This is a genomic window from Rhizobium sp. FG113 (assembly GCF_057809895.1).
Map to the genome: position 1 here is coordinate 326,059 of NZ_JBMDKV010000002.1, position 16,643 is coordinate 342,701.

19 protein-coding genes are annotated in these 16,643 nt (G+C 62.9%); 11 read left to right on the forward strand and 8 right to left on the reverse strand.

Going from position 1 to position 16,643, the window contains the following annotated elements:
• Nucleotides 1-9: 9 nt before the first annotated feature.
• Nucleotides 10-702 carry a glutathione S-transferase family protein gene (locus ACODTZ_RS08725; RefSeq protein ID WP_047506891.1) on the reverse strand — a complete coding sequence of 231 codons (693 nt, stop codon included), beginning with the start codon at nucleotides 700-702 and terminating at the stop codon, nucleotides 10-12.
• A 282-nt stretch (nucleotides 703-984) separates the two neighbouring features.
• Between ACODTZ_RS08725 and ACODTZ_RS08730 the strand changes: the two genes are divergently transcribed.
• On the forward strand, nucleotides 985-1,782 hold the full coding sequence (locus ACODTZ_RS08730; protein ID WP_047506892.1) for an undecaprenyl-diphosphate phosphatase: 798 nt from the start codon (nucleotides 985-987) through the stop codon (nucleotides 1,780-1,782).
• A gap of 63 nt (nucleotides 1,783-1,845) precedes the next feature.
• Here ACODTZ_RS08730 and ACODTZ_RS08735 read toward each other — a convergent pair whose 3' ends face one another.
• From ACODTZ_RS08735 to dnaN, 7 genes are all read right to left on the reverse strand, one after another.
• Entirely contained in the window at nucleotides 1,846-1,995 is a 150-nt protein-coding gene (locus tag ACODTZ_RS08735) for a hypothetical protein (protein ID WP_018899325.1), read from the reverse strand.
• 284 nt (nucleotides 1,996-2,279) lie between these two features.
• Nucleotides 2,280-3,260 carry a complex I NDUFA9 subunit family protein gene (locus tag ACODTZ_RS08740; protein ID WP_489025163.1) on the reverse strand — a complete coding sequence of 327 codons (981 nt, stop codon included), beginning with the start codon at nucleotides 3,258-3,260 and terminating at the stop codon, nucleotides 2,280-2,282.
• Between the two features lie 109 nt (nucleotides 3,261-3,369).
• Entirely contained in the window at nucleotides 3,370-3,657 is a 288-nt protein-coding gene (locus ACODTZ_RS08745; RefSeq protein ID WP_012482361.1) for a DUF1330 domain-containing protein, read from the reverse strand.
• A gap of 44 nt (nucleotides 3,658-3,701) precedes the next feature.
• Entirely contained in the window at nucleotides 3,702-4,409 is a 708-nt protein-coding gene (gene pyrF, locus ACODTZ_RS08750; RefSeq protein WP_489025165.1) for an orotidine-5'-phosphate decarboxylase, read from the reverse strand.
• Nucleotide 4,410: 1 nt separating this feature from the next.
• Nucleotides 4,411-4,998 carry a histidine phosphatase family protein gene (locus ACODTZ_RS08755; protein ID WP_489025167.1) on the reverse strand — a complete coding sequence of 196 codons (588 nt, stop codon included), beginning with the start codon at nucleotides 4,996-4,998 and terminating at the stop codon, nucleotides 4,411-4,413.
• A 1-nt stretch (nucleotide 4,999) separates the two neighbouring features.
• Nucleotides 5,000-5,596, reverse strand: a complete 597-nt coding sequence (gene pmtA, locus ACODTZ_RS08760) for a phospholipid N-methyltransferase PmtA (protein WP_018899329.1) — start codon at nucleotides 5,594-5,596, stop codon at nucleotides 5,000-5,002.
• Between the two features lie 109 nt (nucleotides 5,597-5,705).
• Nucleotides 5,706-6,824, reverse strand: coding sequence for a DNA polymerase III subunit beta (dnaN, locus tag ACODTZ_RS08765; protein ID WP_026283155.1), 1,119 nt, complete (start codon nucleotides 6,822-6,824; stop codon nucleotides 5,706-5,708).
• A gap of 99 nt (nucleotides 6,825-6,923) precedes the next feature.
• On the opposite strand from dnaN, the gene ACODTZ_RS08770 reads away from it, so the two are divergent.
• From ACODTZ_RS08770 to ACODTZ_RS08815, 10 genes are all read left to right on the forward strand, one after another.
• Nucleotides 6,924-7,097: a hypothetical protein gene (locus ACODTZ_RS08770; protein ID WP_489025170.1), complete on the forward strand. Its 174-nt coding sequence runs from the start codon at nucleotides 6,924-6,926 to the stop codon at nucleotides 7,095-7,097.
• A gap of 56 nt (nucleotides 7,098-7,153) precedes the next feature.
• Nucleotides 7,154-8,014, forward strand: coding sequence for a 16S rRNA (cytidine(1402)-2'-O)-methyltransferase (rsmI, locus tag ACODTZ_RS08775; protein ID WP_051110797.1), 861 nt, complete (start codon nucleotides 7,154-7,156; stop codon nucleotides 8,012-8,014).
• Nucleotides 8,004-8,387, forward strand: coding sequence for a YraN family protein (locus tag ACODTZ_RS08780; RefSeq protein ID WP_489025172.1), 384 nt, complete (start codon nucleotides 8,004-8,006; stop codon nucleotides 8,385-8,387). The genes rsmI and ACODTZ_RS08780 overlap by 11 nt, the downstream gene beginning before the upstream one ends.
• Nucleotides 8,388-8,510: 123 nt before the next feature.
• Entirely contained in the window at nucleotides 8,511-9,839 is a 1,329-nt protein-coding gene (gene ugpB, locus ACODTZ_RS08785) for a sn-glycerol-3-phosphate ABC transporter substrate-binding protein UgpB (RefSeq protein WP_112981618.1), read from the forward strand.
• 66 nt (nucleotides 9,840-9,905) lie between these two features.
• Nucleotides 9,906-10,790 (forward strand): sn-glycerol-3-phosphate ABC transporter permease UgpA, encoded by an 885-nt coding sequence (ugpA, locus tag ACODTZ_RS08790; protein ID WP_112981617.1) that lies wholly within the window; start codon nucleotides 9,906-9,908, stop codon nucleotides 10,788-10,790.
• Nucleotides 10,791-10,804: 14 nt separating this feature from the next.
• Nucleotides 10,805-11,653, forward strand: a complete 849-nt coding sequence (gene ugpE / locus ACODTZ_RS08795; RefSeq protein WP_018899335.1) for a sn-glycerol-3-phosphate ABC transporter permease UgpE — start codon at nucleotides 10,805-10,807, stop codon at nucleotides 11,651-11,653.
• A gap of 2 nt (nucleotides 11,654-11,655) precedes the next feature.
• Complete coding sequence (locus ACODTZ_RS08800; protein WP_489025174.1) at nucleotides 11,656-12,759, forward strand: sn-glycerol-3-phosphate import ATP-binding protein UgpC; 1,104 nt, start codon at nucleotides 11,656-11,658, stop codon at nucleotides 12,757-12,759.
• A gap of 149 nt (nucleotides 12,760-12,908) precedes the next feature.
• On the forward strand, nucleotides 12,909-13,397 hold the full coding sequence (locus ACODTZ_RS08805; protein WP_113010939.1) for a cupin domain-containing protein: 489 nt from the start codon (nucleotides 12,909-12,911) through the stop codon (nucleotides 13,395-13,397).
• A 133-nt stretch (nucleotides 13,398-13,530) separates the two neighbouring features.
• Nucleotides 13,531-14,478, forward strand: a complete 948-nt coding sequence (gshB, locus tag ACODTZ_RS08810; RefSeq protein WP_018899338.1) for a glutathione synthase — start codon at nucleotides 13,531-13,533, stop codon at nucleotides 14,476-14,478.
• Between the two features lie 609 nt (nucleotides 14,479-15,087).
• Nucleotides 15,088-16,620: a YifB family Mg chelatase-like AAA ATPase gene (locus ACODTZ_RS08815; protein ID WP_489025176.1), complete on the forward strand. Its 1,533-nt coding sequence runs from the start codon at nucleotides 15,088-15,090 to the stop codon at nucleotides 16,618-16,620.
• Nucleotides 16,621-16,643: the final 23 nt, after the last annotated feature.

Genomic DNA, 16,643 nt, shown 5'->3' on the forward strand with positions numbered 1-16,643 from the left:
GAGGCCCCGTCAGAAATCCAGGTCGGCGTAGTGCGAAACAGGGGTCAGGCCGCGCACGCGCTCGGTGAGCAGCGGGCGGAACGACGGGCGCGACTTGATGCGCTGGTACCATTCCTTGACGAGCGGCGATTCCGTCCAGTCGATCTCGCCGAGATAGTCGAGAATGGAGACGGAAGAGGCGGCCGCCAGATCGGCATAGCTCATCCGGTCACCCGCCAGCCACTGGCGCGAGCCGGAGAGCCAGGTGAGATACTTCATGTGCTGGCGGATATTGGCGCGTGCCGTTCGCAGGATCTTTGAATCCGGTGCGCCGCCGCCCTGGTCGGCCGTCATCTGCAGCTTGTAGACGCGCTCGCGCGCCAGCGGCCGGGTGACGTCGGTTTCCATCTTGACCATGAACCACTCTGTCAGCCGCCGGATTTCGGCGCGTTGGAAGGGGTCCTCTGCGAGCAGCCGGCGGTCACGCTTCAGCACACCGTGGGTCTCGTCGAGATATTCGGAGATCACGGTGGAGCCACAGAGCGCGCGCATGCTGTCGTCGACATAGACGGGCAGCGTGCCGGCCGGGTTGAGCGCCAGGAAATCCCGGCGCTTCTCCCAGGTCTGCTCTTCGATCAGGTCTGCCTGATAGCCGTACTCCGTCAGGATCAACCGGACGAAGCGTGATGCGGATGACATGGGGTGATGATAGAGCGTGGGCATCGAGACTCGGATTTTTGGATGGCTGGGGGTGCACGTCGCATGGACGCGATGATTATAGCGCCCTAGTCATGACTCATTCGTTGAAGCTATAGAAGTTTGGCCCCTCCAACACAAGCGAGTCGGGCCGCCCGAAACCCTGACGAAGGAAATCGACCTCGCCCAAAAATCGCCGACAACCGATCAGAGGTTCTCGTCGCATCCTCGTCTGGTGAAAATTGGTGTCGTTCCCCCAGCGGCACAGCACAATTCCCGTCTGACCGAACCCCGAAACGGAGACAATTGATGGATTACATAAACGCGATAATCCTAGGCATAGTCGAAGGCATTACCGAGTTTCTACCGATTTCAAGCACCGGCCACCTCATCATTGCGGAGCAATGGCTCGGCCACCGGTCTGATCTTTTCAACATCGTCATTCAGGCCGGCGCCATCCTCGCCGTCACCATCATCTACTGGCGCCGTATCATGACGCTTCTGCTTGGCTGGCAGGATCCCGAAAACCGCTCCTATCTCTTCAAGCTCATCCTTGCCTTCCTGATCACCGCCGTCCTCGGCCTGATCGTCAAGAAGCTCGGCTTCGAGCTCCCGAGCACGGCCACCCCGATCGCCTGGGCGCTGATCATCGGCGGTATCTGGATGATGGTTGCCGAATGGCTCGCCGCCCGTCGCCCGCCGCACAAGGAGATCACCTGGCTGGTCGCCATCCTTGTTGGTATCGCGCAGGTCGTCGCCGGCGTCTTTCCCGGCACCTCGCGTTCGGCGTCCACGATCTTCGTCGCCATGCTTGCTGGCACCGGCAACCGCGCGGCCGCCACGGAATTCGCCTTCCTCGTCGGTATCCCGACCATGTATGCGGCAAGCGCCTATGAATTGCTGAAGACGTTCAAGGATGGTGGCGCGGCCAATGAAGACTGGACCGCTCTCGGCATCGCCTTCGTCGTGTCGACGATCGTTGCCTTCGTCGCCGTCAAATGGCTGCTCTCCTATATCCAGAGCAACAAGTTCACGGCTTTCGCGATCTACCGCATCATTCTCGGCGCCATCCTTCTCGGCATGGCATCGGTCGGTATGATCGCCTGATCGGGAAGCAAAGCTCCCCAACCAAAAAAAAGAAACCGGCGTCTTGGGGCGCCGGTTTTTCTTTTACCTGAGAGCTGCGGTTTCGCAGGGATCGACGCCATAGGCAGGCGAGCATTCGCCCTTCACGGCAGCGACCGAACCGGGCGCCACGAAAGAACCAGCCAGAATCACCAGCGCCGCGGAAGCAAAAAGCAGCGCAATTGACCTACCCATCGAAGTAACCTTTCAAGTCGTTTGAGCGCGCCTGTTTGAGGCGCTGAGTCCAAGCACAGACGCGCGGGGTGTGTAGTCAGAGGAATGGGAAATAGCAATAAATGTTCCTGCTAAATTTCCTGTTAATTCCGCTAAACTTTTCATGCGACTTTTATGCAACGCCCGGCGGTGCACAACCCCGCGAAAGCCGCGCATTCAGCCTGTTTTTTAACCCCTGCCTCAAAACGCGCAACGCCGCCCGCGGGGTCCGCGAGCGGCGTTGTCGTTAAGAAAATCGGCGTGGATCAGGCGGCCTTGCCGCTGTTCGTATACTGGCCCTGCGGGCGGAACTGCACGAGGTAGCTGTCGATGACGGAGCTTACCATCGTCGGCGCAATGCCGAGGTCCCTCAGCGTCCGTCCCTCGGTTTCCGCTTCCTTGGAAACGACGTTGTCCTTCTTCAGGAGCTTCACCTGGTCAGAGGTGATCGGCGGTGCGATCAGCGGGATCATGGAGGCGACGCTGCCGATCAGCGAAGCAACGCCGAAGGGAAGCGAGACCAGCGGGTTGGTGCGCGCCGTCGACTTCAGCACCGCTTCGAGACACTGGCGGAAGGTCAGTACTTCCGGCCCGCCGAGTTCGTAGATCTTACCGCCGGCAACCTTGCCTTCGACAGCCTTGGCCACCGCCTCGGCGACATCCATGACATAGACCGGCTGCAGCTTCGTCTTGCCGCCGCCGATCAGCGGCAGAAACGGCGCCGAGCGCGCCATGCCGGCGAACTTGTTGAAGAAGCCGTCTTCCGGACCGAACACGATCGACGGACGGTAGATGATGGCATCGGGCGCGACAGAGTGGATCGCGGCTTCGGCGCGGCCCTTGGTGCGGGCGTAGGACGAATCGGAGTTGGCGTTGGCGCCGATCGCCGAGATGTGAACCAGCTTGGCGCCGACGCCGCGCGCGGCTTCGGCCACGGCCCGACCGCCGAATTCCTGGACGGCCTCAAACGAGTTGCGGCCGCTTTCAAACAGGATGCCGACGCAGTTGACGACGTAGGACGCACCCTCGACGGCGCGGTCGACCGACTGGCGGTAGCGCAGGTTGGCCTGCACGAAGGAAATCTGGCCGACATTGCCGAGCGGCTGCAGGAAACCCGCGAGATCGGGGCGGCGGACGGCAACCCGGATGCGGTAGCCGCGCTTGGCCAGCGCGCGTACGACGTGCCTGCCAACGAAGCCGGAGCCTCCGAACACGGTGACGAGTGGCGGCAGGTTGGCAAGGGTCATGGCAGGTTCCTCGGAAGGCTGATGTGATTGGCGGGTGATCTCGTCTTAGCCCAATCAGGGTGCGACGAAAAGACCTATCGCACCACGCTTGCCACGACTTTGATCTGCCTCAAACGCCTTCGACGACAACCATTTCCGCGTCGGCCACTTCCTGGCGGATCTTGGCGGCGATCTGGTATTCAGGCGAGTTGTAGCAATCCACCGCATGCTGCATCGAGGGGAACTCGATGACGACATTGCGCGCCCGCGCCTTGCCCTCGAGCTCGGTCAGTGCACCACCGCGGGCGAGGAAATTGGCGCCGTATTTCTCGAAGGCCGGCTTGGCGGCGGCGACATAATCCTTGTAGCGCTCGGCATCGCGCACATCCACGCGAGCGATCCAGTATCCCTTGGCCATGGTGTATTCTCCCCGAGGATGATGATGTGAAACGAAGATAGCGGTCAGCGGTTGGCGGGCCAGAGCGCGCTGACCATCTCGTCGAGAATGGCCTTGGCCGCGACCTTCGGCTCCGGCGCCTTGACGATCGGGCGGCCGACGACGAGATGCGTCGAGCCGGCGCGCAGTGCGTCATAGGGCGTCATCACCCGCTTCTGATCGCCGCGCTCGCTGCCGCTCGGCCGAATGCCGGGGGTAACGATCGCCATGTCGGGGCCGACAACCTCGCGCACGACAGACGATTCCTCGGCCGAGCAGACGATGCCGCCCATGCCGGCTTCGCGCGCCTGTTCGGCGCGGCGCAGCACCAGCGAACGCGGATCGCCGCTATAGCCGGCCTCGGTGAGGTCGGCCTCGTCCATCGAGGTCAGCACCGTGACGCCGAGCAGGCAGAGGCCCGAGCCCTTGGCGGCCTCGACGGCGGCGCGCATCGCCTTCGGATAGGCGTGCAACGTCAGCATCGACATGCCCATCTTGGCGATGTTTTCGACGCCCGAGGCGACCGTGTTGTCGATGTCGAGCAGCTTCATGTCGAGGAAGACTTTCTTGCCGTCCTTGGCAAGATCGCGCGCAAATTCCAGACCGCCGGCAAACACCAGCTGGTAGCCGATCTTGTAGAAGGAGACGGTATCGCCGAGCGTCGCGACCATCTTCTCGGCTTCACCGAGTGTTGGAACATCCAGTCCGACGATCAACCGTTCGCGCGCGTCCATCTCACATCCATCCGTGCCAGTCTTCGATAGGCGTCCAGTCGCATGATAGGCGCCGATCCGCAAGACGGAAACAATAGAGATTGCCGCCACCACCGGGCTGGTCACGATCCCGTCCGATCGGCCGGCCCTCGAGGTGACATTTCAGAAGCGTGCCGACGCCGCCATGGCCGACGAATGCGATCGGCAGGCTGGTATCGTGCGTGGAGAGAATGCGCTCGACGTTGGATACGATCCGCCGCTGCGCATCGATCGCCCGCTCCCATCCGTTGAAGCTCTTCTCCGGATTGGCGAAGAACCAGTCCGCTGCCTTCTCGAATTCCGGCGGCGGCAGGAAACCGGTCGCGGAGCGGTCGTTCTCGTGCATGCCCTCGACGATCTCGACCGAAACGCCCGAGACGGCGGCGAGAATGGCGGCAGTCTCGATCGCCTTGGTCTCGTCGCTGCTGACAATACGTCGCAATTGCGACGCCCAGGGACTATCCGCCGCCAGCCGCGCGCGTGCGGCGCCGACATCCGACAATCCCCATTTGGGCACCGGGACGGCGGCGTCGATCTTCACTTGCGGGTGGGTGATGTAGAGACCGAACACGTCAGCCTCGGCGGTAGATCCAGAGCTGCGCCGGCGGAATGTTGCGGACGATGAAGTCGAAGTGCTGGATATGGTAGCGCTCCGGCCGCGCGATGATCGGCGAAACCGGGCCGTAGGAAATCTGCACGAAGGGGCGTCCGGCCGGCAGGCGGTCGAGCACGCTTTCCAGCATGGCGATGCGCGCCTGCATCGGGAAGTTCAAAAGCGGCACGGCGGAAACGACGCTATCGAATTTCTGCCCATCCATGTGGGCCAGCGTCTTGTCGAGATTGAAAGCGTCGCCGTTGATGACGTTCACGCCGGGATAGAGCCGCACCAGATGCTCGTAGAAGTCTGTCGAATATTCGATGGCGACGAGGTTTTCAGGCTTCACGCCACGCTGCAGGATGGCCTTGGTGATGGCGCCGGTGCCGGGCCCGAGTTCGAGAACCGGAAGGCCGGAGTTCGGGTTGATGACGCTTGCCATCTTGCGCGCCGTGATCGACGACGTCGGCACGATGGAGCCGACTGTCTTCGGCCCCTGCATCATCCCCTTGAAAAACCGGATCTCCTCGTCGAATTTCTTGCCCAGCCGTTCCTTGAGGCGCAAGCCACCCATGCCGTTCTCCTTCGTGCAGCACATGCTGCATGCTTATGTGCAGGCAATACGGCGCTAAAACAAGGCCAAGCGTCGCAATTGACAAAGTTTGAACGGCAAATGCGACGCGCTACACGCGCATCGGCATCAGCACGTAAAGGGCATCGTCGCCGGCGGTGTCGCGAATGAGCGTCGGAGAGCCGGCATCGGCCAGCAGGAAGATCGCCTGATCGCCGGAAAGCTGCGCGGTGATATCGAGCAGGTATTTGGCGTTGAAGCCGATTTCCATGGCATCGGTGTCGTAGCCGACGGCCACTTCTTCCGTGGCGCTGCCCGAATCCGGGTTGTTGACGGTGAGCAGCAGCTGCCCGTCCGAAAGCGCCAGCTTCACGGCGCGGCCGCGTTCCGACGAGATGGTCGAGACGCGGTCGACGGCCTGGGCGAAGCTCGTGCAGTCGACGCGCATTTCCTTGTCGTTGCCGGTCGGGATGACGCGCTGGTAATCGGGGAACGTGCCGTCGATCAGCTTCGAGGTCATGACGATCGAGCCGATGGAAAGGCGGATCTTGGCGTCGGAAACTTCGACCGTCACCATCGCTTCCGGATTGTCGACCAGCTTCTGCAGCTCGCCGACCGTCTTGCGCGGAATGATGATGCCGGGCATGCCCTCGGAGCCCGAGGGTGCGTTGACGTCGGCGCGCGCCAGGCGGTGGCCGTCGGTGGCGACGGCGCGCAGCTTCAGGTCGCCTTCGCTTTCGATCGTGTGGAAGAAGATGCCGTTCAGATAGTAGCGGGTCTCTTCCGTCGAGATCGCGAACTGGGTGCGATCGATCAACATCTTCAGATCCGTCGCCTTCAGCTTGAAGGTGTGCGTGAAGGTGCCGGCCGTGAGGTCGGGGAAGTCGGATTCCGGCAGGCACTGCAGCGAGAACTTCGAACGGCCGGACTGAACCGTCATCGAGCCGCCATCCTGGCTGGTGGCGAGCAGCACTTCCGAGCCGTCGGAGAGCTTGCGCACGATGTCGTAGAGAAGATGGGCGGGAACCGTGGTCGCGCCGGGCTGCTCGACATTGGCGGGCGTGGCTTCCGTCACTTCCAGATCGAGGTCGGTTGCCTTCATGTCGAGGTTCTGGCCATCGGCGCGCAGCAGGATGTTCGACAGGATCGGGATCGTGTTGCGGCGTTCAACCACGCGGTGAACGTGGTTCAGCGACTTCAAAAGGTTGGACCGCTCAATAGTAATACGCATGGGATGCTACCGCTTTCGACCGTTACTGCCCGGGCGCGCTTGAACGCGCCTGAATAATGCCTTTCCCAAAAGCTGGGATCGGAGGATTGGACGCGCAAAATGGCAGAATTTTGCGGACGAATGCAAGAGGCGCAAAGGTCGCTGCCCCTGCAATTGCCATTTTCGCTGCGGATGCTCACAGAAATCACCGTTACCGGCGAAGTCCTGCCCCTTGCCGAAGAGAAGGGTGTCGCCCATAAAGGCCGGAAGCCAGAAAGGGCAGACATATCTTGAGCAATGACGAGACGACGACAGAGGGCGGCAGGCAGCGCAGCTTCCGCCTGCACAACATGGCTGTTCCCGCCCGCCCGCAGGAGCCCGGCCTTTATCTCGTCGCGACGCCGATCGGCAATCTCGGCGACATAACGCTGCGCGCGCTGGAAACGCTCGCCGGCGCCGATGTGCTCGCCTGCGAAGACACCCGCGTCACCCGCGTGCTGCTCGATCGCTACGGCATCCAGAACCGCCCATACGCTTACCACGAGCACAATGCCGACGAAGCCGGCCCCCGGCTGCTTGCCGCGCTCGAAGCGGGGAAATCCGTGGCGCTGGTCTCCGATGCCGGCACGCCGCTGGTCTCCGACCCCGGCTACCGCCTCGCGCAATCGGCGATCGAAGCCGGCTATCGGGTGATCCCGATCCCTGGCGCCTCGGCGCCGCTGGCAGCTCTCGTCGGCTCCGGCCTTCCCAACGATGCCTTCCTCTTCGCCGGTTTCCTGCCGACCAAGGACAAGGCCCGCCGCGACCGCCTGTCTGAATTCGCCGCCACGCCGGCGACACTGATGTTCTTCGAATCCCCGCACCGCATCGGCGCCACGCTCATTGCCGCCGCAGACGTTCTCGGCGGCGATCGCCCAGCCTCCGTCTGTCGCGAGCTCACCAAGAGCTACGAAGAGTTCCGCCGGGGCACGCTCGCCGAGCTCGCCGCTCACTATGCCGATGTCGACAATGTCAAAGGCGAGATCGTCCTCGTCATCGGCCCGGCGCCGGAGCGCGCCATCGAGGAAACGGACATCGACGCGATCCTCGCCGACCTCTCGCAAACGCTTCCGACCGCCAAGGCCGCCGCCGAGGCCGCACGCATCACCGGTCTCCCGCGCAAGGAGCTCTACCAGCGCCTGCTCGATCGAAAGGCGGGCGATGTCAGGTAACGACGCTACGGACCCGCATCAAAAGGGTCTTCGCCGCAAGGCACTGCGTCGGGGCCATGTCTCCGAATACATCGCCGCTTTCTATCTCATTCTCAAAGGATACCGCATCGTCGCGCTGCGCTATCGCACGCGGCTTGGCGAGATCGACATCATTGCCCGCAAGGGCGATCTGGCCGTCTTCGTCGAGGTGAAGGCGCGTCGCGACGAGGGCGCGGCCGTCGATGCCGTGTCGCATCTCGCGCAGACCCGTATCCGTGGCGCCAGCGACCTCTGGCTCGCCCGGCAGCGCGACCAGGCCCGCCTGTCTCAACGCTACGACATCGTCGCCATCTTGCCCGGGCGATGGCCGGTCCATTTGCGCGATGCGTTCTGATCGCTTTCGTTAGTCGGTTAACATTTTCGGAATTTGTAATCGGCCTGTCATGAAAGCGTTAAGGAGGTGTCACAATAGGCCTCTATTGCGTCCTCACGCCAACAACGGTGGAGAGGGTTTTTCATGTTTAAGTCGATTTCATTGGCCGCTGCTGCGGTTGCTTTGTCCGCTTCCGCGTCCTTTGCTGCAACCGAAGTGACCTGGTGGCACGCCATGGGTGGCGAGCTTGGCAAGAAGCTCGAGGAAGTTGCCCAGAAGTTCAACGACAGCCAGAGCGAATACAAGATCGTTCCTGTCTACAAGGGCACCTATCCCGAGACGCTGACGGCCGCCATCGCCGCTTTCCGCGCCGGCCAGCAGCCTGCCATCGTTCAGGTTTTTGAAGTCGGCACCGGCACGATGATGGCCGCCAAGGGCGCCGTCTATCCGGTCTACCAGCTGATGAAGGACGAGGGTGAGCCTTGGGATCCGTCGAAGTTCCTGGCGCCTGTCGTCGGCTACTATTCCGACGCTGAGGGCAACATCCTGTCGATGCCGTTCAACTCGTCGACCCCGATCCTCTACTACAACAAGGACGTCTTCAAGAAGGCCGGCCTCGATCCTGAAGTCGCTCCGAAGACCTGGGCCGAGCTTGCCGAAATGGGCAAGAAGATCGTCTCCTCCGGCGCTGCCAAGTGCGGCTTCACCATGTCCTACGGCGCGACCTGGGTTGGCCTGGAAAACTACTCCGCCATCCAGAACCTGCCTTACGGCACCCAGCAGAACGGCTTCGGCGGCATGAACGCCGAGTTCACCTTCAACGGTCCGAACCAGGCCAAGTTCTGGGATCATCTGAAGACCTGGCAGGATGAAGGCGTCTACAAGTACGGCGGCCCGAGCGCCGGTGCCGACGCTGCTCCGCTCTTCTATTCGCAGCAGTGCGCAGCCTACATGAACTCGTCCGCTTCGCGCGCCGGCGTCATCAACAACGCCAAGGACTTCAAGGTCGGCTTCGCACCGATGCCTTACGACGACACGGTCACCCAGGATCCGAAGAACTCGATCATCGGCGGCGCAACGCTGTGGGTTCTGAACGGTCAGAAGGACAAGGCTGTCTACAAGGGCGCCGCCAAGTTCTTCACCTACCTGTCGCAGCCTGAAGTTCAGGCCGATTGGCACCAGTTCACCGGCTACCTGCCGATCACCAACGCTGCTTACGAGCTTGGTCAGAAGCAGGGCTACTACGAAAAGAACGCCGGTTCTGACATCGCCATCAAGCAGATCATGCGCGGCACGCCTTCCGAAAACTCCAAGGGCGTTCGCTTCGGCAACCTGACGCAGATCCGCGACGTTATCGACCAGCAGTTCGAAGCCGTTCTCAACGGCAAGAAGACCGGTCAGGAAGCGCTCGACGAAGCCGCAAAGCAGGGCAATGCCAAGCTGCGCGAATTCGAAGCCGCGAATTCCAACTAAGGGTCGCTCCCTCCGTCAGCCCTCTCCGGCCCGTCCGGGGAGGGCATTTTCCTTGAGGGGTCATGCATGCAAACCAAACGCACCGTCTTCCAAAGCCGTCTCCTGCCTTATCTCCTGATCGCACCGCAGCTGCTCATCACGATCGTCTTCTTCGTGTGGCCGGCGGTTCAGGCCGTATGGCAGTCCTTCCTGCGCCAGGATCCCTTCGGTCTGAAGGACACCTTCGTCGGTTTGGCGAACTACACGCGCTTGCTGCAAGATCCGGATTATCTGAATTCGCTGACCGTCACCTTCGTCTTCTCGATCGGTGTCACCGTGCTGTCGATGGGCCTGTCGCTGCTCTTCGCGATCTGCGTCAACCGCGTGATCCGCTCGCAGCGCTTCTATACGACGCTTCTGGTCTGGCCCTATGCCGTGGCGCCGGCCGCATCCGGCCTGCTCTGGTGGTTCATGTTCAACCCGAGCGTCGGCATCATTCCCTATGTGCTGGAACATTTCGGCTACAGCTGGAACCATCGCCTAAACCCGAACAACGCGATGATCCTGATCATCATCGCCGCCGCCTGGAAGCAGATCTCCTATAATTTCCTGTTCTTCGTCGCCGGCCTGCAATCGGTCCCGCATTCGCTGACCGAAGCCGCCGCGATCGATGGCGCCGGTCCCATCAAGCGCTTCTGGACGGTGGTCTTTCCGCTGCTGTCGCCGACCACCTTCTTCCTGGCTGTCATCAACATCACCTATGCGATGTTCGACACCTTCCCGATCATCGACGCGGCCACCTCGGGCGGTCCGTCGCAATCGACCAACATCCTTGTCTACAAGGTCTATGCCGATGGTTTCGTCGGTCTCAATCTCGGCCCGTCGGCCGCGCAGTCGGTCGTGCTGATGCTGATCGTGGTCGTCCTGACCGTCGTCCAGTTCCGCTGGATCGAGCGCAAAGTGCAGTATTGAAGCGAGAGCCAGCCATGGTCGAGAACCGCCCCTTCCTCAATTTTCTCACCCACTTCGTGCTGATCATCGGCATCGGCATGGTGGTGTTCCCCGTCTACCTCGCCTTCATCGCCTCGACGCGCGGTCCCTCGGACTTCTTGACCGGCGTCGTGCCGATGACGCCGGGCCACCAGATGCTGGAGAACTACGGCGTGCTGCTCGGCACCGGCGCATCCAACGCCGGCGCACCGCCATTCCTGTTGATGCTCGGCAACAGCCTGGCGATGGCCATCCTGGTCGCGATCGGCAAGATCGCGATTTCGATCATATCGGCCTTCGCCATCGTCTATTTCCGCTTTCCCTTCCGCACGGTCGCCTTCTGGATAATCTTCATGACGCTGATGCTCCCCATCGAGGTGCGCATCCTGCCGACCTACAAGGTCGTCGCCGATCTCGGCATGCTGAACTCCTATTCCGGCCTCGTCATTCCCGTCATCGCGTCGGCCACCGCCACCTTCCTGTTCCGGCAGTTCTTCCTGACGGTTCCTGAAGAGATGATGGAAGCGGCGCGCGTCGATGGCGCCGGCCCGATGAAGTTCTTCTGGGATATCCTGCTGCCGCTGTCGCGCACCAATATCGCGGCACTTTTCATCATCATGTTCATCTACGGCTGGAACCAGTATCTCTGGCCGATGCTGATCACCACCGAACCCGGCTACTACACCGTCGTCATGGGCATCAAGCGCCTGGCCGCGGTGCTGGATGGCGATACACAATGGAACCTGGTGATGGCAGGCGTCATCCTCGCGGCCCTGCCGCCGGTTCTGGTCATCATTTTCATGCAGCGCCTTTTCGTCAAAGGCCTGGTTGAGACGGAGAAGTAATAATGGCCTCCATCGACGTCGATAATGTCGGCAAGATCTATCACGGCGGCGTTCGCGCCGTTTCCAGCATCGAACTCAAGATTGCCGATGGCGAGTTCATCGTGCTCGTCGGTCCCTCCGGCTGCGGCAAGTCCACCCTGCTGCGCATGATCGCGGGGCTCGAGACCATCTCCGAAGGCGAGGTGAAGATCGGCGCGCGCGTCGTCAACAATGTCGAGCCCGCCGATCGCGACATCGCCATGGTCTTCCAGAACTACGCGCTCTACCCGCATATGAGCGTGCGCCAGAACCTGGAATACGGCCTGAAGAACCGCAAGACGCCGAAGGCCGAGATCGATGCGCGCGTGGCAGAGGCCGCCCGCATGCTGGAGATCAACCAGTATCTCGAGCGCAAGCCGAAGGCGCTCTCCGGCGGCCAGCGCCAGCGCGTCGCCATGGGCCGCGCCATCGTCCGCAAGCCGGCCGTCTTCCTCTTCGACGAGCCGCTGTCCAACCTGGATGCCAAGCTGCGCGTGTCCATGCGCGGCGAGATCAAGCGCCTGCAGCGCCGCCTCGGCACCACCTCCATCTACGTCACCCACGACCAGCTGGAAGCGATGACGCTCGCCGACCGCCTGGTCGTCTTGAACGGCGGCAAGATCGAGCAGGTCGGTTCGCCGCTCGATGTCTACCACCGCCCGGCCTCCACCTTCGTCGCCTCCTTCATCGGCTCTCCGGCCATGAACCTCTTGAAGGGAGAGCTGCACGGCGACAAGCTGGCGCTCGGGCCGAGCCTGATCGACCTTTCCGGTTTCTCTCCGACCTCGGGCGCCGTCACCGTCGGCATCCGCGCCGAGGATCTCTGCCTTGCCGGACCCGACCAGCACGCCATGCCTGTCAGCGTCGAGTACGTCGAGGAACTCGGCGCCCAGCGGCTGGTCCACGGCCTGCTCGGCGATCAGCCGATCACTGCGGTGCTGGCGCCCGATATCGACATTCCCGCCGAACTGCGTCTCACCATCGCGCCCGAAAAGCTGCACTTCTTCGCGGCCGACACAGGCAAGCGCATTGCCGCCGCCGACACTGACGGCGCATCCGCGCCAGCCATGGCTGCCCAGCCCGCTTGAAGATAGCGCCCGCTTTTCGGCGGGCGTTGCAATATCGCGGCACTCGTTACAACTTTAACGAATGTCTGAACGGCTCCGTCAGGACTCCCTGATATTCCCACTTTAGGGGATAGTGTATTCAGGGGGTTCTGGTGGCATCACTGCATCTTATGTTCGCGAGCGCGATGGCCTTGGCCGCCCGCTCCATGCCCGACATCGTGGCATTTCCGCGCGGCAAGTCCTTCGTCGCGCATTCGAGCGATCTCATCGCCATGAAGTCGACGCCGATCAATCCCGACTGGATTGTTGCCGGCGATCCGCAGGCCCGCACCGGCGAGCATTCGCGCGGCCACGACGACGCCGCGCTGACGGCGATCTGGGACTGCACGGCAGGCGAGTTCCGCTGGTTCTTCGGCTGGGACGAGACGGTGATGATTCTCGAGGGCGAGGTCCATATCACCGCCGACGACGGCACCGAGCGCATGCTGCGCGCCGGCGACGTCGCCTTCTTCGCCGGCGGCACCTGGGCCAGCTGGCGGGTCGACAATTACGTCCGCAAGGTCGCCTTCCTGCGCAAGCCTTTCCCCAAGCCGGTGGCGCTCGCCTATCGCCTGCGCAACCTGCTGCGCGGCAGCGGCCAGCAGGGCATCGCGGCCTGAAACACGGCTTGAATTGAAGCCTGAAGGGAACGCCGGCCAATTGCGCCGGCGCACCGCACAAAAGCCGTCCATTGACCGTTGCGTTCGCGCCCTCTGCGGCCTACATCTGTCCGGCAATCGCTAAGGGACAGAAATGGCCAAGATCAAGAACGTAGCGGTCCAGATGGACCATGTCGCCTCCATCAACATCGCGGGCGACTCCACCTTCGCCATGAGCCTCGAGGCGCAGACCCGCGGCTACAAGCTCTTCCACTATACGCCCGACCGCCTGAGTTTCCTCGACGGCAAGCTTTACGCCTCCGTCGAGCCGATGACGCTGCGCGACATCAAGGGCGACCATTTTGATCTCGGCGCGCCCGAGCGTGTCGATCTGTCGACCATGGATGTGATCCTGCTCCGCCAGGACCCGCCCTTCGACATGTCCTACATCACCTCGACGCATCTCTTGGAGCGCATCCACCCGAAGACGCTCGTCGTCAACGACCCGGCCTGGGTGCGCAATTCGCCGGAGAAGATTTTCGTCACCGAATTTTCGGACCTGATGCCGCGGACGCTGATCACCAAGGATCCCGCCGAAATCCGCCGCTTCCGCGACGAGATGGGCGATATCATCCTGAAGCCGCTCTACGGCAATGGTGGCGCCGGCGTCTTCCATTCGACCAAGGACGACCGCAACCTCTCCTCGCTGCTCGAAATGTTCGGCCAGCTCTTCCGCGAACCCTACATCGCCCAGCAGTATCTGCCTGACGTGCGCAAGGGCGACAAGCGCATCATCCTCGTCGACGGCGAACCCGTCGGCGCCATCAACCGCGTCCCGGCCGAGCACGACAGCCGCTCCAACATGCACGTCGGCGGCCGCGCCGAGGCGACCGAGCTCACCGCCCGCGAAAAGGAAATCTGCGCCCGCATCGGCCCCGCCTTGCGCGAACGCGGCTTCCTCCTCGTCGGCATCGACGTCATCGGCGACTACATGACCGAGATCAACGTCACGTCACCAACCGGCATCCGCGAAGTCAAGAAATTCGGCGGCGCCGACATCGCCAGCCTCTTGTGGGATGCGATCGAGCGCAAGCGCGCGTAATATGGGCTAGGGGACGGGCGGCGACGCTTGACGTCCCCGTATAGCGCGACGGCGGCCCGCCCGTCGGTCTTAAACGACGTACGCCACACCCTCCGTCGTCATGCTCGGGCTTGTCCCGAGCATCTGCTGAGCCTCGAACTTGCTCGACGTGAGTGGACAGCTTGCACGACCGTGGCCGCAATCGCGGTCCATTCGCACCCTTGCATCCGTGGAGACGTGCTTAGATCCTCGGGACGAGCCCGAGGATGACGTCTCGTGTGGGAAAAGCATCGTCCCTTCAATAGCTTAGCGCCAGAATCTCGTTGCGAGACGCGGCGGCCGCCGCACCCTCCACCGTCATGCTCGGGCTTGTCCCGAGCATCTAAGCACGCCGAAACGAGCTCGACGTGAGTGGATAGCTTGCACCCCGCCAGCAGCAAGCTCCGTTCCCACCTTTGTTCCGCCCATACAACCCGACACAACCGCCCCACATCAATGGCGCGCAATTGTTCATTTATTGTTCTTGTTTCATTCCAATTTCTATGCCAGATTGCAATCCGCGACCATGATGGGTCGCGGTTTCAGGTGCAAGGGGTTGCACCGCAGGGGATCTGGGCCAAGGGGTTGGGCATGGTGGCGCGCGTCAGCACGGTTGCATTCCAGGGCATAGAAGGGGTTCCGGTCGAGGTCCAGGTCATGGTCGCGCCCGGCAAGCTGATCACCCAGATCGTCGGCCTGCCCGACAAGGCAGTGGCCGAAAGCCGCGAGCGGGTGCATGCCGCACTCCACGCCTCCGGCCTGGCGCTTCCCGCCAAGCGCATCACCGTCAACCTCGCCCCCGCCGATCTTCCCAAGGAAGGTAGCCACTTCGACCTTCCCATCGCGCTCGGCCTGATGGCGGCCCTCGGCGCCATTCCGGCGGATGCGCTCTCGGGTTATGTCGTCATCGGCGAACTCAATCTCGACGGCACGATCGCCGCCGTCACCGGCGCGCTGCCGGCCGCGATCGGCGCCAATGCGATGGGCAAGGGCCTGATCTGCCCGGCCGAAAGCGGCCCTGAGGCCGCCTGGGCCGGCGCCGAGCTCGATATCCTGGCGCCGCGCAGCCTGATCGCGCTCGCCAACCATTTCCGCGGCACCCAGGTGCTCTCGCGTCCCGAGCCGTCGATCCGCGCCACCGCCGCCAATCTTCCCGATCTCGCCGATATCAAGGGCCAGGAAAGCGCAAAGCGGGCGCTGGAGGTGGCCGCCGCCGGCGGGCATAATTTGCTGATGGTCGGGCCGCCAGGGTCCGGCAAATCGATGCTCGCCGCCCGACTGCCGTCGATCCTGCCGCCGCTCTCGGCCGCCGAGCTGCTTGAAGTCTCGATGATCCACTCGATCGCCGGCCAGCTCTCGGGCGGAAAGCTCTCCGACCGCCGGCCGTTTCGCACCCCGCATCACTCCGCCACCATGGCGGCCCTTGTCGGCGGCGGCTTTCGAGCGCGTCCGGGCGAGGCGTCGCTTGCCCATCATGGTGTGCTGTTTCTGGATGAGTTTCCCGAATTCTCGCCGCAGGCGCTGGATGCGCTGCGCCAGCCGTTGGAAACCGGCGAGTGCATCATCGCCCGCGCCAATCACCGCGTCAGCTATCCCGCCACCATCCAGCTGGTGGCGGCCATGAACCCCTGCCGCTGCGGCATGGCGGGTGAGCCCGGCCATAGCTGCGCCCGTGGCCCGCGCTGCATGGCCGACTACCAGGCTCGCATCTCCGGCCCGCTGATGGATCGCATCGATATCAGGATCGACGTCCCCGCCGTCTCCGCCTTCGACCTGATCCGCCCGGCGCCTGCCGAAAAGAGCGCCGACGTCGCCCGCCGCGTTGCCCGCGCCCGTGATCTGCAGCGGGACCGCTTCCGTGCCGCGGGCTTTAGTGAGACCGGCACCAACGCCCGCTGCTCCACCGCGATGATCGAGACCTACGCGGCGCCCGATGCATCCGGCCTGCAGCTTTTGCGTGATGCCGCCGAAAAGATGAAGTTCTCCGCCCGCGGTTACCACCGCGTCCTCAAGGTCGCCCGCACGCTCGCCGATCTCGACGGCCAGGAGATGGTCGGCCGCATCCACTTGGCCGAGGCGATCTCCTACCGCATGGCGGGTGAGCGGCTGACGGCGGTGGCATGAAGGGGGAGGGACGAGCGAAAGCG

Bases quoted from the DNA above. Each gene is read 5' to 3' on its own strand.
- ACODTZ_RS08735 (WP_018899325.1), bottom strand. From the start codon at position 1,995: ATGGGTAGGTCAATTGCGCTGCTTTTTGCTTCCGCGGCGCTGGTGATT.
- ACODTZ_RS08730 (WP_047506892.1), top strand. From the start codon at position 985: ATGGATTACATAAACGCGATAATCCTAGGCATAGTCGAAGGCATTACC.
- ACODTZ_RS08800 (WP_489025174.1), top strand. From the start codon at position 11,656: ATGGCCTCCATCGACGTCGATAATGTCGGCAAGATCTATCACGGCGGC.
- ugpB (WP_112981618.1), top strand. From the start codon at position 8,511: ATGTTTAAGTCGATTTCATTGGCCGCTGCTGCGGTTGCTTTGTCCGCT.
- ACODTZ_RS08740 (WP_489025163.1), bottom strand. From the start codon at position 3,260: ATGACCCTTGCCAACCTGCCGCCACTCGTCACCGTGTTCGGAGGCTCC.
- ugpE (WP_018899335.1), top strand. From the start codon at position 10,805: ATGGTCGAGAACCGCCCCTTCCTCAATTTTCTCACCCACTTCGTGCTG.
- ACODTZ_RS08770 (WP_489025170.1), top strand. From the start codon at position 6,924: ATGGCAGAATTTTGCGGACGAATGCAAGAGGCGCAAAGGTCGCTGCCC.
- ACODTZ_RS08815 (WP_489025176.1), top strand. From the start codon at position 15,088: ATGGTGGCGCGCGTCAGCACGGTTGCATTCCAGGGCATAGAAGGGGTT.
- ACODTZ_RS08745 (WP_012482361.1), bottom strand. From the start codon at position 3,657: ATGGCCAAGGGATACTGGATCGCTCGCGTGGATGTGCGCGATGCCGAG.
- pmtA (WP_018899329.1), bottom strand. From the start codon at position 5,596: ATGGGTGGCTTGCGCCTCAAGGAACGGCTGGGCAAGAAATTCGACGAG.
- ACODTZ_RS08805 (WP_113010939.1), top strand. From the start codon at position 12,909: ATGTTCGCGAGCGCGATGGCCTTGGCCGCCCGCTCCATGCCCGACATC.
- gshB (WP_018899338.1), top strand. From the start codon at position 13,531: ATGGCCAAGATCAAGAACGTAGCGGTCCAGATGGACCATGTCGCCTCC.
- pyrF (WP_489025165.1), bottom strand. From the start codon at position 4,409: ATGGACGCGCGCGAACGGTTGATCGTCGGACTGGATGTTCCAACACTC.
- rsmI (WP_051110797.1), top strand. From the start codon at position 7,154: ATGGCTGTTCCCGCCCGCCCGCAGGAGCCCGGCCTTTATCTCGTCGCG.
- ugpA (WP_112981617.1), top strand. From the start codon at position 9,906: ATGCAAACCAAACGCACCGTCTTCCAAAGCCGTCTCCTGCCTTATCTC.
- dnaN (WP_026283155.1), bottom strand. From the start codon at position 6,824: ATGCGTATTACTATTGAGCGGTCCAACCTTTTGAAGTCGCTGAACCAC.
- ACODTZ_RS08725 (WP_047506891.1), bottom strand. From the start codon at position 702: ATGCCCACGCTCTATCATCACCCCATGTCATCCGCATCACGCTTCGTC.
- ACODTZ_RS08780 (WP_489025172.1), top strand. From the start codon at position 8,004: ATGTCAGGTAACGACGCTACGGACCCGCATCAAAAGGGTCTTCGCCGC.